Annotated in this window: 13 protein-coding genes; 1 reads left to right on the top strand and 12 read right to left on the bottom strand. The window is 64.7% G+C overall.

Going from position 1 to position 15,250, the window contains the following annotated elements; genetic code table 11:
• Positions 1-127: 127 nt before the first annotated feature.
• Positions 128-670: an AAA family ATPase gene (locus HNS03_RS21495; RefSeq protein WP_367198110.1), complete on the top strand. Its 543-nt coding sequence runs from the start codon at positions 128-130 to the stop codon at positions 668-670.
• Between the two features lie 463 nt (positions 671-1,133).
• Here the strand turns inward: HNS03_RS21495 and HNS03_RS21490 are convergent, their stop codons facing one another.
• From HNS03_RS21490 to rpsM, 12 genes are all read right to left on the bottom strand, one after another.
• Entirely contained in the window at positions 1,134-3,455 is a 2,322-nt protein-coding gene (locus tag HNS03_RS21490) for a xanthine dehydrogenase family protein molybdopterin-binding subunit (protein ID WP_367198109.1), read from the bottom strand.
• Positions 3,456-3,567: 112 nt separating this feature from the next.
• A complete protein-coding gene (pgi, locus tag HNS03_RS21485; protein ID WP_367198108.1) occupies positions 3,568-5,211 on the bottom strand; it encodes a glucose-6-phosphate isomerase in 1,644 nt (547 codons plus the stop codon).
• Positions 5,212-5,342: 131 nt separating this feature from the next.
• Positions 5,343-6,887 carry an MFS transporter gene (locus HNS03_RS21480; protein WP_367198107.1) on the bottom strand — a complete coding sequence of 515 codons (1,545 nt, stop codon included), beginning with the start codon at positions 6,885-6,887 and terminating at the stop codon, positions 5,343-5,345.
• Positions 6,888-7,101: 214 nt separating this feature from the next.
• Complete coding sequence (locus HNS03_RS21475) at positions 7,102-7,995, bottom strand: hypothetical protein (RefSeq protein WP_367198106.1); 894 nt, start codon at positions 7,993-7,995, stop codon at positions 7,102-7,104.
• Positions 7,996-8,001: 6 nt separating this feature from the next.
• On the bottom strand, positions 8,002-9,018 hold the full coding sequence (locus HNS03_RS21470; RefSeq protein WP_367198105.1) for an RluA family pseudouridine synthase: 1,017 nt from the start codon (positions 9,016-9,018) through the stop codon (positions 8,002-8,004).
• Positions 9,019-9,040: 22 nt separating this feature from the next.
• Positions 9,041-9,427, bottom strand: a complete 387-nt coding sequence (crcB, locus tag HNS03_RS21465; RefSeq protein WP_367198104.1) for a fluoride efflux transporter CrcB — start codon at positions 9,425-9,427, stop codon at positions 9,041-9,043.
• A 225-nt stretch (positions 9,428-9,652) separates the two neighbouring features.
• A complete protein-coding gene (locus HNS03_RS21460; protein ID WP_367198103.1) occupies positions 9,653-10,975 on the bottom strand; it encodes a replication-associated recombination protein A in 1,323 nt (440 codons plus the stop codon).
• A gap of 12 nt (positions 10,976-10,987) precedes the next feature.
• Positions 10,988-12,313, bottom strand: coding sequence for a DegQ family serine endoprotease (locus HNS03_RS21455; RefSeq protein ID WP_367198102.1), 1,326 nt, complete (start codon positions 12,311-12,313; stop codon positions 10,988-10,990).
• A 313-nt stretch (positions 12,314-12,626) separates the two neighbouring features.
• Complete coding sequence (rplQ, locus tag HNS03_RS21450) at positions 12,627-13,043, bottom strand: 50S ribosomal protein L17 (RefSeq protein WP_367198101.1); 417 nt, start codon at positions 13,041-13,043, stop codon at positions 12,627-12,629.
• Positions 13,044-13,105: 62 nt separating this feature from the next.
• Positions 13,106-14,128 carry a DNA-directed RNA polymerase subunit alpha gene (locus tag HNS03_RS21445; protein WP_367198100.1) on the bottom strand — a complete coding sequence of 341 codons (1,023 nt, stop codon included), beginning with the start codon at positions 14,126-14,128 and terminating at the stop codon, positions 13,106-13,108.
• 116 nt (positions 14,129-14,244) lie between these two features.
• Positions 14,245-14,634, bottom strand: coding sequence for a 30S ribosomal protein S11 (rpsK, locus tag HNS03_RS21440; RefSeq protein WP_367198099.1), 390 nt, complete (start codon positions 14,632-14,634; stop codon positions 14,245-14,247).
• A gap of 116 nt (positions 14,635-14,750) precedes the next feature.
• Positions 14,751-15,119, bottom strand: coding sequence for a 30S ribosomal protein S13 (rpsM, locus tag HNS03_RS21435; protein WP_367198098.1), 369 nt, complete (start codon positions 15,117-15,119; stop codon positions 14,751-14,753).
• Between the last annotated feature and the right edge of the window lie 131 nt (positions 15,120-15,250).

Below are 15,250 nucleotides of genomic sequence, written 5' to 3'. Positions count from 1 at the left end.
ACGTTTCAAATATGAACCCGCCGCCACTCTGCGACAATCGCGCGCATCGGATGGCAGCCATGGCCCCGGCGCAGGGCTACCCGCCCGCGCAACCTCGCATCTCCCTCAGTCACAAATGGAATCTTGAATGAACTCTGGATCGACGTTCTTCATCGTCACCGGCGGCCCCGGATCAGGCAAGACGACGCTGATGCACGCCCTTTCGGCACGCGGCTATCCGGTGACGGAAGAGGCCGGCCGCGCCATCATCCGCGCCCAGACGGCCATCGACGGACCGGCGCTCCCCTGGGCTGATCGCACCGCCTTTGCCGAACTGATGCTGTCCTGGGAAATCCGCTCCCACGAGCAAGCCCTGGTCCATGCCGGCCCGGTGATCTTCGATCGTGGCGTGCCGGATGTCGCCGGCTATCTGACCTTGTGCGGCTTGCCGGTCCCCGACCATGTCGCGCGCGCGGTTGCACACTATCGCTACGCATCGACGGTATTCGTCGCGCCGCCCTGGTCGGAAATTTTCGGTCGGGACAACGAGCGCAAGCAGGATTTCGACGAAGCCGTACGCACCCATGCCGCCATGGTCGCAACCTATGGCGCAGCCGGATACGACCTCGTCGAACTGCCGCGCGCGCCGGTGGAAACGCGCGCCGACTTCGTCATTTCGAGGCTCACCTGACCGGCGACACGGAAAACCGGTTCCCACTTTTCCTGGGAACGCGAAGCCAGCGCGCAACCGCGCGCCGGCCGATAGGCCGCCCACGCGGAGCCGCGAGCAAAGCGAGTTGGCGTGAGCGAAAAAGCCTATTTTTTTGACGCGTTCCCGAACGGAAAACCGGTTCCCACTTTTCCTGGGAACGCGAAGCCAGCGCGCAACCGCGCGCCGGCCGATAGGCCGCCCACGCGGAGCCGCGAGCAAAGCGAGCTGGCGTGAGCGAAAAAGCCTATTTTTTTGACGCGTTCCCGAACGGAAAACCGGTTCCCACTTTTCCTGGGAACGCGAAGCCAGCGCGCAACCGCGCGCCGGCCGATAGGCCGCCCACGCGGAGCCGCGAGCAAAGCGAGCTGGCGTGAGCGAAAAAGCCTATTTTTTTGACGCGTTCCCGAACGGAAAACCGGTTCCCACTTTTCCTGGGAACGCTCTATGCCGCCTTTTTGCTCGTCTCGGCGATGATCGCCCACAGCTTGGCGGGCGTTGCCGGCATGTCCACATGGACGTGCCCGATCGAGCGGGTGAGCGCGTCATCGATGGCGTTCATTACCGCGCTCGCCGCGCCGATGGTACCGGCCTCGCCTGCGCCCTTGATCCCGAGCGCGTTTGAGGTGGTCGGCACGTTGCGGGTCTCGAAGTGGAAGAACGGCACGTTGTCTGCCCGCGGCAGCGCATAATCGAGCAGCGTTGCCGACAGGAGCTGGCCTTCCTCGTCGTAGACGGTGTTTTCCAGCAGCGCCTGGCCAATCCCCTGAACGACGCCACCATAGACCTGGCCCGCCAGCAGGATCGGATTCACCGTCACGCCGAAATCGTCGACGATGGTGTAGCCGAGAACCGCGACGTTGCCGGTGTCCGGATCGATCTCCAGCTCGCAGATATGGGTGCCGTTGGGATAGGTCGGCCGCTCCTGCTCCACCCGGCTTTCCGCGGTAAGCAGCGACTTGTCGCCGGCAGCCGCCGCCACCTCCGTGAGCGACATTGCCCGGTCGGTGCCGACGATACGGACGCTGCCGTCGACCAGCTCCAGATCGGCGGTGCCGACTTCCAGATGGTCGGCGGCGATCGCCTTGATCTTCTCCGCAAGCTCGGTGGAGGCCACATTCACCGACGGCAGGCCGATCGGGATCGACCGCGAGCCGCCCGTACCTCCGCCGGTCTTCACCCGATCGGTATCGCCCTGGATCACGCGGATGCGCTCGAAATCGATACCGAGCTTGTCGGCGATCACCTGTCCGTAGGCGGTGGCATGCCCCTGCCCGTTCGACTGAGTACCGATCAAAAGCGTCACCAGGCCATCATCGCCCAACTCCACCGAGGCCGTCTCCCCACCGGGAAAGGCACAGGCCTCGATATAGGTCGTGAGACCGATTCCCCGCAGCTTGCCGCGCGCCGCACTCTCCTGCACTCGGCCCTCGAAGCCGGCCCAGTCGGCAACCTCCAACGCGCGATCGAGATGGCCCGCGAACTCGCCGCTGTCATAGGTGTGCCCGGTCGGCGTGGTGTAGGGCATCGTCTCCGGCGCGATGAAATTCCGCCGGCGGATCTCGTCGGAGGCAAGCCCCGTTACCCGAGCGGCTTCCTCCACCAGGCGCTCGATCACATAAGCGGCCTCCGGCCGGCCGGCGCCGCGATAGGCGTCGATCGGCACGGTGTTGGTATAGACGCCCTGCACGGTCACGTGCGCGGCGGGAATGTCGTAGACGCCCGGCGACATGGTGGTGCCGATGCGCGGGACGAACGGCCCGAACTGGTGGAGATAGGCCCCCATATTCGCGATCAGATTGACCTTGAGGCCGAGGAAGCGGCCATCGGCGTCGATCGCCACTGCGGCCTTGGTGACGTTGTCGCGGCCCTGGCTGTCGGACAGGAAAGCCTCGCCTCGCGTGGAGATCCACTTCACCGGCTGGCCGAGCTTCTCCGCGGCCACCATCGACAGCGGATATTCCGGGTAGAGGAAAATCTTTGTGCCGAAGCCACCGCCCACATCCGGCGTGACGACATGGATGCGCTCCGGATCGATGCCGAACACGTCACCGGCCAGGATTCGCTTCATGGAGTGACCGCCCTGGCTGACCACGGTCAGGGTGTAGCGCTCGCTGGCGGTGTCATATTCGGCGACGCAGCCGCGGGTCTCCATATAATTGGTGACCAGCCGGTTGTTGACGATTTCCAGCTCGGCCACCTTCTCCGCCTTGGCAAACGCCGCGTCCGTCGCCGCCTGATCGCCATGGCCATAGGTGAAGGCCAGGTTGGAACCGAACTCCGGCCAGACCAGCGGCTTGCCGCCTTCCAGTGTATGAGCCGGATCGGTCGTCGCCGGCTCCGCCTCCCATTCGATCTCCAATAGCTCGGCCGCATCCTCGGCCGCGTCCTGGCTATCGGCAACGATGAAGGCCACCGGATCGCCCACGAACCGCACTCTGTCCTGGCACAGGATCGGGCGCGCGGGAACGCGCGTCTCCGAGCCGTCGACCTGGGCGCCAACGCCCTTGCAAGGCAGCGGGCCGAGATGGGCGATGTCGGCATGGGTCATCACCAGCCGAACGCCGGGTGCGGCACGCACCTCGTCGAGCCCGCCGGTGATGCGGAACGTACCCGCCGCGATCGGCGAGCGGACCACGAAGGCAAACAGCGCCCCTTCCGGCTGATAGTCCGCGATATAGTGGCCATGGCCCGTCACGAAGGCCTTGTCCTCCATCCGTCGGGCCGAAGCGCCGATCCCGAATTTCGGTGCGGACATGTCGTTCATGGGAAGCCTCCAAGAAACGCAGAAAAGAAGAACAAACAGCGTGGACCGGCCTGCGCCATGCACAAAGCATGCAAGCCCCGGGGAGTAGGGGAAGGTTGGTCCATCCGTGGAGCTAGGACAAAGCCGCCATCGCATGGAAATGGTCTACGAGCCCGGCCGTGGACGAGTCGCTTTCATGCATGGGCTCGCCTCGACCGACCGGGCCGAGCAGCACGCTCGCGAGCTCCTTGCCAAGCTCAACGCCATACTGGTCGAAGGAATTGATACCCCAGATGATGCCCTGAACGAAGACCTTGTGTTCGTAAAGCGCGATCAAACGACCGAGCGTTCTGGGATCCAGCTTGCGGTACATCAACGTCATCGACGGTCGATCGCCGGGGAAGGTGCGATGCGGGGCAAGCCGCTCCGCCTCCACCGGCGAAACGCCGGCCGCGATCATCTGGGCACGCGCCTCGTCTTCCGTCCGCCCGCGCATCAACGCCTCCGACTGGGCCAGGCAATTGGCGACCAGCTTGGCATGATGGTCGTCGCACGGTTCATGCGGCTGGCACGCCACCAGGAACTCGCACGGCACGATGTCGGTGCCTTGATGCAGGAGCTGATAGAAGGCGTGCTGGCCATTGGTTCCCGGCTCGCCGAACACCACCGGCCCGGTCGGATACGCCACCGGCTCGCCCTCGCGGGTCACGCGCTTGCCGTTCGATTCCATATCGAGCTGCTGCAGGAAGGCCGGGAAGTGCTCCAGCCGCTGATCGTAGGGCAGCACGGCCAGGCTGCGATAATCCCAGACGTCTCGGTACCACGCGCCGATCAGCCCCATCAGCACCGGAATGTTCTCCGATAGCGGGGCGGAACTGAAATGGGCGTCGATCTCGGCTGCCCCATCCAGGAAGTCGGAGAAATTCTTGAACCCGATCGCCAGCGCAAGCGAAAGACCGATCGCCGACCAGATCGAATAGCGACCTCCCACCCAGTCCCAGAACCCGAAGGCCCGGTCTGTCCGAATGCCGAAGGCGGCCACCTTATCGAGCGCCGTGGATAGGGCCGCGAAATGGTCCGCAACGGCGGCCTCGCCGAGCGCCTCCGCGAGCCAGCTCCGTGCCGAGCCCGCGTTGGTCATGGTTTCCAAGGTCGTGAACGTCTTCGATGCCACCAGGAACAGGGTTCGGGCGGGATCGAGGCCTTCAAGCGTATCGGCGAGATCGGCGCCGTCGACATTGGCCACATAGTGCACCCGCGGCCCGCCCTCTCGATAGGGCGAGAGCGCCCGAGCCGCCATGCGCGGCCCGAGATCGGATCCGCCGATCCCGATATTCACCACGTCGGTGAAGACCTCGCCGGTGGCGCCGCGGATGGTCCCGCCGCGCACGGCGTCGGTGAACGTCTCCATGCGCGCGAGCACGTCGGCGACTTCGGTGGCCACATCCTGCTCGCCGACGCGAAACGAGCGCGGGGTCCGGTCGCGCAGCGCCGTGTGCAGCACCGCCCTGCGTTCGGTGGTGTTGATCGCGACGCCGTTGAGCTTCTTGTCGCGCCAGCCGGGCAAGTCGACCGCTTCCGCCAGCTCAATCAGCACATCGAGGGTTTCGGGATCGACATGGGTCTTGGAGTAGTCGAACAAGAGGTCGTCCAGAACGACATGATAGCGTCCGAAACGACCATGATCTGAGGCGAACTCCGCCCGGAGCGTTCGCCCGCGCCACTGCTCGCGGCGGGTTTTCAAGCGGTCGAACAGCGCATCTGAAGTGTCGCTCATCGGTCCTCGCACCCTTTTAGCGTCTTCTCGCGCAAAAAACGGATCGCCGCAAAGGGATCGCCCCGCCAGCGCTCTTGTCAAGCGCCGACGGGGCGGTTGCGTTCCCAAGGGAACGCGTCAATCGTGGCTGGCTACGCCGGTGCGTGGGCGTACTCGGAGTCGATCTCGGCGTCGAGCTCCTCGAGATTTTTGCCGGCGGTCTCGATCCTGAACTGCCAGGTCACCCAGGCGCCGATCAACGAGGTGATTACGAGGCCGAAGAGCAGCGCCTGCGTTCCCACGTCCACCAGTAGGATCGGGAACAAGAACGCCGTCATCACCGCGCCGATTTTGGCGAAGGAGGCGGCAAAGCCGGCGCCCTTGCCGCGCACCTCGATCGGGAACACCTCACCCGCGATCAGGTAGGTCTGCGCATTCGGGCCCATGTTGGTCATGAAGTTGAATAGCATGAAGCCGATGAAGATGAGGAAGATCGAACTCGGCCCTGTGAAGAAGGTCGACATCGCGGCGATGGCCAGGCCGGCCGCACAACCGATGAAGCCGATGATCTGCAGCTTGATCCGCCCCGCCCGGTCGGCGAGCAGAACGGCGACGATGATGCCGATGATCAGGAGCACGTCGATGGTGGCCGCACCGTGGGCGGCCAGGAGATCGTTGTGCACGATGTCCGCGATCGAGGTGGCGTGGTCCTTCTTGTGACCGACCGCCGCCGCCAGGATCGTCGGGGTGAAGATGCCGATGCCGTAGGTGCCAAGGTCCTGCAGGAACCACGGAACCGAGGCCAGGATCGTCGCCCGCCGGTTTTGCTTGTTAAACAGCACGCCGTAGTGGGTCTCCGGCTTGCGTGTCGGGACGCCCGCCTTCGGCACTTTCTTCTTTTTCAGCTTGATCTTGCTCGGATAGGGCGGATTGCGCCTCAGGAGCCGCGCGGCCTCGGCCTCGGCCTCCTTCACGCGTCCCTTGGCGAACAGCCAGTGCACGCTTTCGGTGATGAAGAAGCGCCCGATCACCACCAGGACCGCCGGCGCGATCGCCGCCGCGTACATCCACCGCCAAGCGTCCAGCTCGGGATGGTTCACCAGGATCAGATAACCGGCGAAGGTGCCGAACAGCGCGCCCACCGCCTGGAAGCCGAAAGCCGACAGCACCAGCCGCCCGCGCGCCCCCGACGGGATCGCTTCGGAGATCACCACGTGCGCCGTCGGATAATCGCACCCGAGCGCGATCCCGAGACCCAAGAGACAGATGACGAACCAGGTGAAATTGGGGCTGACGCACGTCAGCACCAGGAAGATGGTGAACAGCACCATCTCGATGATGAACATACGCTTGCGGCCGAACTGGTCGGAGAGACCGCCGAGCATGGTGGCCCCGATCAGGATGCCGAACAGGCTCGCCGCGGCGACGAGGCCGTGCTCGAAATCGCCGAGGCCCCACTGCTTGGAAAGCAAGGGCAGCGCCACGCCGGTCATGAACACGACCATGCCTTCGAAGAATTTGCCCGCCGCCGCGAGACCCCAGATGAGCCACTGCATCCGGGTCATTGGCGTCATCGCCACGGGAGTTCCGTCCTCCCAGGCCGGCGTCTCGTCGATATATTGCTGGACGGTCTTTCCACCCGGTCCGACGTCATCCACCGTCGCAGGATGTTCGCCCGGTATCGCCTGATCGATCATCTCAGCCCCTTGTCGGTTGCATCGCATATGCCGCGAGTCCCAGAGGCTGTCAGAGGCGTCGTTTCTGAGGACGGTCGACCCGGTCCATTCCCCCAACAGCCACCAGGGATAAAGTCCGGCGAGGCTCAGGGGTCAAATGAACATCCCATGACAGGTCCGGCCCAGTATTCCGCCAAAAAGAAACTGTGCCGGCTTACTTTTTAGATGGTGTCCGTCAGATTTCGGGGGGCGCGAAAAGGTGTCCGAAGCGGTCCGGAAAGTCGGTCATCGCCCTTGGCAGCGACGCCCCGGCGGGCACTCTCTCCGCCTTGCCGAAATTCATCACGAGCCGGCGTCGCTCATTCTCCCAATCGGCGGCGGTCATCCGACTGCGACCGCTGGTCTCATCGAACACGATCGCGGCGTCCTTGGCGGCGAGATAGTCAGCGCTGCCCAGCGAGGAGAAATGCCAACCGGCATTTTCATGGCGGACGCGGGTCAGATAGGTGCCGAATTCGGTAAAGCTGCGATAGACCCAATAGGCCGCTTCGTAGACCGAAGGCGCCTGCGGATAGTTCACCGGCTTCAGCTTGCGCAGCCGGGTCGGATCGATCATGTGGCGCGCGCGCACGGCCCGACTGCCGATCCAGGCCGTGCCGCCGGAATCGCGCACATCTACATAGAAGCGATGGAGCGGTTGGTTGAAGAAGTGGATCGTGCGACGACGCGGATCGGTCGCAACCTCCGCAAGCCGATCGGCGGCGGGGATCTCGTCCACGTCGGAGACCAGCACCAGATCGTCCGGATCGGCGTCGACCAACCCTTTGAGCATCGCGCTTCGCTGATGCGCCTGACGCACCCAGCGACGCTCCGCCTCCGGCGGCTCGTCCATCACCTCGATATGCCGGATCTTGTTGGCAAAGGCGGCAAACCGGTTGCGGTTGGCCTTGAAAACCAGCGGCTTCTCGTTGCCGGCAAAGTCGCGCCGCGCCTCCACGATCACGAACACGTCGACGATCGGCGCAAGCTCGATGAGACGGATCTCCAAGAGATCCAGCTCCCGAAAGAACAGGAAACAATCGTAGATCCGACGCGGACGGCGATCCGCAGCAGTCCGCGTGCGACCCATATCCGCTCAGCCGGACTTGGAATCGGCCAGAACCGCCGCTTCGTCCTCGACGGCGAAGGCGCGTTCCGGATCGAAGCCGAACAGGTTCCACGATTGCTGCATATGGGGCGACAGCGGCGCGGAGACGTCCAGCACGCCGCCGGAGGGATGCGGGATCACCAGTCGATGCGCGTGAAGGTGCAGCTTGTTCTGGACTCCGCCGGGCAGGTCCCAGTTCTGAATGTCGAAATATTTCGGATCGCCGATGATCGGGTGGCCGATATGGGCGGTGTGGGCCCGCAACTGATGGGTGCGGCCGGTGACCGGGCGCAGCACCAGCCAGGCAACCTTCTGGCCGGCCTGCTCGACCACGGCATAGTGGCTGACGGCATGGACGGCGTCGGTATCGCCGTGGCGGGCGATCACCATACGCTCGGCCTCTCGTGGCCCCTCCTTGGCGAGCCAGGTGGAGATCCGGCCTTCGCGCGGCTTCGGCACCCCCTTAACCAGCGCCCAATAGAACTTGCGGGTGGTGCGGGCGCGGAACGCGGTGGCGAGAGAGGCCGCCGCCTTGCGCGTCTTCGCCACCAACAGCACGCCGGACGTGTCACGGTCGAGCCGGTGGACGAGGCGCGGCTTCTGGCCTTTCTTGTCGCGCCAGGCTTCCAGGAGCCCGTCGATATGGCGGGTCAATCCCGGGCCGCCTTGAACGGCGAGGCCGGCGGGCTTGTTGAACACCAGCACGTCGCGGTCCTCGTGGAGCAACATCGGCTCAAGCGCACCGCGCCCCTCGTTCACGCCACCCGACGGAGCCGGTCGCGGCGTTTCGGGAGCGGCGGTCGCCGCCGGCGGCACGCGCACGGCTTGGCCCGTCTCCAGGCGCGTGGAGGTCTTGGCACGCGCGCCATCGACACGCACCTGGCCGGTGCGCACCAACTTCTGAAGCTGACCGAAGGCAAGGCCCGGATAGTGCGCCTTGAACCAACGGTCCAGGCGCATGCCGTCCTCGTCGCTATCGACCGTACGCGTTTCGATCATCGCCACGGCGCCGATATCCTAACGTTGTTCAGGGCGCCACCCATCGCACCAATCCAAGTCCGGCAAACAGGGCAATCAGCCCGAAGACCACCGAGACCACCACATAAATCGCCGCCGTCTGCCCCTGCCCACCCTCGATCAGATTGCCCGCATCCAGCGAGAAGGACGAGAAGGTGGTGAAGCCCCCGAGCAGGCCGACGCCCATGAACAGCCGCACTTCCCGCGCGCCGAACGACGGCGAGAGCTTGGCGAGCGTCGCAACCAGCAGGCCCATCACGAACGAACCCACGATGTTGACCGTGAGGGTGCCCCACGGAAAGCCGGTACCCATCAGGCGGATGGCAGCGATGCCCACCAGATGGCGCAGGGTCGCCCCGACGGCCCCGCCGAAGGCCACAAGAAGAACTTCGCGCATGCCCTGCCCCTGATTTGCCGAAGACGGGAACCAGGTCGGCGCAAGCGGCCGATCCTCGGCGCGCACGATAGCGAAGGAGACCCGGAAAGCAATCAGCCGTTCGTTTAGGTCATGAACTTGTAAATCCGGACGTTCCGATCAAAAACGAAGGCGACGGTTTTCGCGAAGGCAAGCGCAAACGGGAAAGAAAGAGCGCAACAGGCGCTACCGATTGTGCCGGATGCTCTATCCTTGCCCACCGCCCTGACGCTTCCGGCGCAGCATTTCAAGGCGCTCCAGCCGTTTGCCGATCTCCGCTTCCGCCCCATAGCCGGTCGGCCGATAGAAACTCTGCCGGCCCAGCGCTTCGGGGAAATAGTCCTGGCCGGAGAAGGCATCCGGCGCGTCATGATCATACTGATAGCCACCGCCGTAACCCTCCTCCTTCATGAGCCGAGTGGGCGCGTTAAGGATGTGCTTGGGTGGAACCAGCGAACCGCCCTCTTTGGCGACCTTCGCCGCCGCCTTGTAGGCGGTGTAGACGGCATTCGATTTGGGCGCTGCCGCCAAATAGACGGCGGCCTGAGCAAGCGCGAGCTCTCCCTCCGGCGAGCCCAGGAAGTCGTAGGCATCCTTGGCGGCATTGGCGACCACGAGCGCCTGCGGATCGGCCAACCCGATATCCTCCACCGCCATGCGCACGAGACGCCGACCGACGAAAAGCGGATCCTCTCCAGCATCGAGCATCCGGCAGAGATAATAGAGCGTGGCGTCGGGATCGGAACCGCGCACCGACTTGTGCAGCGCGGAGATCAGATTGTAGTGGCCGTCCTGAGACTTGTCGTAGATCGGCGCGCGCCGCTGCAGCACCTGTTGAAGCTGCTCGGCATTCAGCGTCTCGCCTTCGCCGACCGATCGCCACACCTCTTCGGCAAGCGAGAGCGCGGCGCGTCCATCGCCGTCCGCCATGCGCACCAGGCTTGCGCGCGCGCCTTCGTCCAGCGGCAAGCCGCGCTCTTCCGTTGCCTCGGCCGCCGCCAGCAGCGCTGCGACCGCTTCGGCATCGAGCGCATGAAAGGTCAACACCTGGGAGCGCGACAGAAGCGCGGCGTTCAGTTCGAACGATGGGTTCTCCGTGGTCGCCCCCACCAGCGTGATGGTGCCGTCCTCCATCACGGGCAGGAAGGCATCTTGCTGGGCCCGGTTGAAGCGATGGATCTCGTCGACGAACAGGAGCGTTCCCTTGCCCGTCGTCCGTCGCCCGCGCGCGGTCTCGAACACCTTCTTCAGATCCGCCACCCCGGAGAAGATGGCCGAGATCTGCTCGAAATGAAGGTCTGTCGCCCCGGCCAGAAGGCGCGCCACCGTGGTCTTGCCGGTGCCTGGCGGGCCCCAGAAGATCAAGGAGCCGATCCCGCCGGAGCGCAACATGCGGGTGAGCGTCCCCTCCGGCCCGATCAGATGCGATTGGCCGACCACATCCTCAAGCCGCTTCGGCCGCAGCCGATCGGCGAGCGGGCGCGGGGCCGTACGATCGAGGCCGGCCGAAGTGAAAAGGTCATCCGCCATGGAAGCTCTAACTCAGCCGCGGAACGCCATCTGCAGGGTCCGCCCGTCGCGATCGATGGTCAGCCGCCAGACCCGCGGCCGCTCGTCGATCAAGCCATCGAGGGTGCGTGTGCTGTCGATATCCGTGCCGTTGAGGTCGACAATGACGTCGCCCCGACGCAGACCGATCCTCTGCGCCGGCGAGCCGGACTCGATCGCCGCGACCACCACACCGGCGTCGCCGAAATCGAGGCCCACTTCTTCCGCGACCGCCGGGGAAAGGTTCATCACCGTCGCACCGGTTAGCGGCGAGTAGCCGGTTATTTCCCGCGTGTCGCGCGGCGTGGTTTCGGGCGGCGACACCAGCGCGATATCGAGATCCACCCGACGTCCGTTGCGCAGCACCGTCAAATCCGTCGTGCCCCCGACACCCTGGGTCACGAAGCGATAGCCGAACCCGTCGGGATCGTCGATCGCGCGCCCGGCGATCGACAGAATCAGATCGCCGACCTGGACCCCACCCTTATCCGCCGGGCCATCCTCCGTTACCTTGGTAACCAGCGCACCGCGCGGCCGGTCGAGGCCCAACCCGTCGGCAATGTCGCTGGTGACCGCCTGCATGGATGCGCCAAACCAGGGGCGCAGGATCTCGCCGTCTTCCAGCGCGGAGCGAACCACCAGGCGCGCCATGTTCGCCGGAATGGCAAATCCGATTCCCAGCGAGCCGCCCGAGCGCGAATAGATTGCGGAGTTGATGCCCACCAGCCGTCCGCTGGAATCGATCAGCGCGCCACCGGAGTTGCCGGGATTGATCGCGGCATCCGTCTGGATGAAGAAGCGATAGTCGGTGATTCCCACCTGGGTGCGAGCAAGTGCCGACACGATCCCGAACGTCACGGTCTGGCCCACCCCGAACGGATCGCCGATCGCAAGCACCACATCGCCCACTTCCAACTCGTCGGAATCGGCGAACGGCAGGGTCGGAAAGCTCTCTCCGTCGGCGTCGATCTTCAGGACGGCGAGATCCGTGCGCTCGTCCTTCAGTAACACCTCGGCATCGAACTCGCGCTTGTCGGCAAGAGCGATCCGGATCTCGTCGGCATCGCGCACGACGTGATTGTTGGTAATCACCACCCCGTCTTCCGCGACGATCACGCCCGACCCGAGCGACTGCTGCAGTCGCGACGGCGCGCCGTTACCGGGCTGGTTGCCGAAAAAGTGGCGAAACAGCGGATCGTCCAGGAGCGGGGAGCGCGGCCGCTGCACCCGCCGCGAAGCGTAGATATTGACGACCGCCGGGGCGGCATTCTTCACGATCGGCGCGAACGACAGCTGAATCTGTTCCTGCGACGTCGGCACCTGTCGTTCCTGGGCGGCAGCGGGCAAAGCTGCTGCGACCATAGCCATCGCGAGCACAACCGCCCGCAATAGCCCCCGCGCGCCGCGGTTCACAGGAGACGAAAGGTCGAGACAAAAGCAAGCGTGTCGCACCGGTTTACCTTTCCGGACGGGGATCAGGGTAAGACCGCCTCGATTTAGGGCCGAAACGCGGCGTCGGCGTGGCATTCTTCTCAGACTGCCAGCGCCGCGGATATGAAGAAACCCCGCATGCCGAGCATGCGGGGTTCGATGTCTCGCCGCGCAAGCGACGCACCGTCGGGAACACGCTGGCTTACGCCGCAGCCTCTTCCGCCTCACGACGGGCACGATCCGCCGCACCGCGCGCTTCCGGATCGCGATCGACGAATTCAATCACCGCCACCGGCGCATTGTCGCCATAGCGGAAACCCGCGCGCATGATGCGCAGATAGCCGCCCGGACGATCCTTCATACGCGGACCCAGCGTCTCGAACAGCTTCGACACGGCCGCGACGTCGCGAACCTGGCTGATCGCCTGGCGGCGGGCATGCAAATCGCCGCGCTTCGCCAGCGTCACCAGCCGCTCCACCACGGGGCGAAGTTCCTTCGCCTTCGGCAGGGTCGTAACAATCTGCTCGTGCTCGATCAACGACGCGGCCATGTTGGCGAACATCGCCTTGCGGTGGCTGGACGTCCGGTTGAGCTTGCGACCACTCTTGCCATGGCGCATCGGTTCACTCCTCGCACATTTTCTTGGGGCAGACGGCGCGAGCCGCGCCGCCGCTCAAGCCCTCAATAATGGTGATCTTCGTACCGCTTGGCCAACTCTTCGATGTTCTCAGGCGGCCAGTTGGTGACTTCCATGCCCAGGTGCAGACCCATCTGCGCCAGGACTTCCTTGATTTCGTTGAGCGACTTGCGGCCGAAGTTCGGCGTCCGCAGCATCTCGGCTTCCGTCTTCTGGATCAGGTCGCCGATATAGACGATGTTGTCGTTCTTCAGGCAGTTCGCCGAGCGCACGGAAAGCTCCAGCTCGTCGACCTTCTTCAGCAGCGCCGGATTGAAGGCGAGCTCCGGCACGTCCTCGCGGACTTCCGCCTTCTGCGGCTCCTCGAAGTTCACGAAGATCGCAAGCTGGTCCTGCAGGATCCGCGCGGCATAGGCGACCGCGTCCTCCGGCGACAGCGACCCGTCGGTTTCAACCGTCAGCGTCAGCTTGTCGTAGTCGAGGACCTGCCCCTCGCGGGTGTTCTCAACCTTGTAGGAGACCTTCTTGACCGGCGAATAGAGGCTGTCGACCGGGATCAGCCCGATCGGCGCATCTTCCGGACGGTTGCGATCCGCCGCAACGTAGCCCTTGCCGGTGTTGACCGTGAGCTCCATGCGGATGTCGGCGCCCTCGTCGAGGGTGCACAGCACGTGCTCGGGGTTGAGGATCTCGATGTCGCCGACCGTCTGTATGTCGCCAGCCGTCACCACGCCCGGGCCCTGCTTGCGCACGACCATCCGTTTCGGACCCTCGCCCTGCATCTTCAGGGCGACTTCCTTCACGTTGAGCACGATATCGGTGACGTCCTCACGGACGCCCGCGATCGAGGAAAACTCGTGCAGCACGCCGTCGATGTGGACGGACGTGACCGCCGCACCTTGCAGCGACGACAGCAGCACGCGCCGCAGCGCGTTGCCCAAAGTCAGGCCGAACCCGCGCTCGAGCGGCTCGGCTACGAGCGTCGCAGTGCGCGTCGGCTCGTAGCCCGCCTTGACCTCAAGCTTGTTCGGCTTGATGAGCTCCTGCCAATTCTTCTGAATGATCACCGTCGCACCTTTTCGCTGTTCGGGGGCGTCCCGTAACCAGTGGCCGGGACCGCCATCTCCGCCGAACGGAGTGTATCAGGGTCGGGCGCGATTGCGCCCTCGACCCCTGGCGAGGCTCAAACGCGCCGGCGCTTGCGCGGCCGACAGCCGTTGTGCGGGATCGGGGTCACATCGCGGATGGATGTGATGGTAAAGCCCGCCGCCTGCAAGGCACGCAGCGCCGATTCGCGGCCCGAACCCGGGCCCGACACTTCGACTTCGAGGGTACGCATTCCATGCTCGGTGGCCTTGCGCGCCGCATCCTCGGCAGCGACCTGAGCGGCGTACGGGGTCGACTTGCGCGAACCCTTGAAGCCCATCGAGCCGGCCGACGACCAGGAAATCGTATTTCCCTGAGCGTCCGTGATGGTAATCATCGTGTTGTTGAACGATGCATTCACGTGCGCGACGCCAGACGTGATGTTCTTGCGTTCGCGCCGGCGTACCCGCGTCGTGTCCTTCGCCATTCTTATCTTCCTAGTTCGATCTCGACACCGCCGTAACGCCGGCGGCTCCACCGGACGACCACCCGAGCTCGCCCCGTCCTTAACGGACGCGAGCCGGACGGCCGACCCAAATCATCCTACTTCTTCTTGCCTGCGATCGGCTTCGCCGGACCCTTGCGCGTGCGCGCATTGGTGTGGGTCCGCTGGCCGCGCACCGGCAGGCCGCGCCGGTGGCGCAGGCCGCGATAGCAACCCAGATCCATCAGCCGCTTGATGTTCATCGCCGTCTCGCGACGCAGATCACCCTCGACCAGATAGTCGCGGTCGACCACTTCGCGGAGGTGCAGAACCTCGGCATCGGACAGCTCATTGACGCGGCGCTCCATCGGCACGTTAACCTTGCCGATGATCTCGCGCGCCTTGGCCGGGCCGATCCCATGAATGTACTGCAGCGCGATCAGGACGCGCTTGTTCGTCGGAATGTTGACGCCTGCAATGCGGGCCACTCTCGTCTCTCCTTCTTCTCGAGTGTCCGGCTCGAGAGGTCTCGTTCTATCCCGACTTGACGGATCAAGGTCGGATCTCGGCCGCCTAACGACGGGCCGAAAGCAAAAAAACGCCGCTCAGGTCACCTTCC

Source organism: Amorphus sp. 3PC139-8 (assembly GCF_040750475.1).
Taxonomy (GTDB): domain Bacteria; phylum Pseudomonadota; class Alphaproteobacteria; order Rhizobiales; family Amorphaceae; genus Amorphus.
The sequence above is the reverse complement of the archived record's forward strand: the minus strand, read 5'-3'. Positions and strand labels throughout refer to the sequence as shown.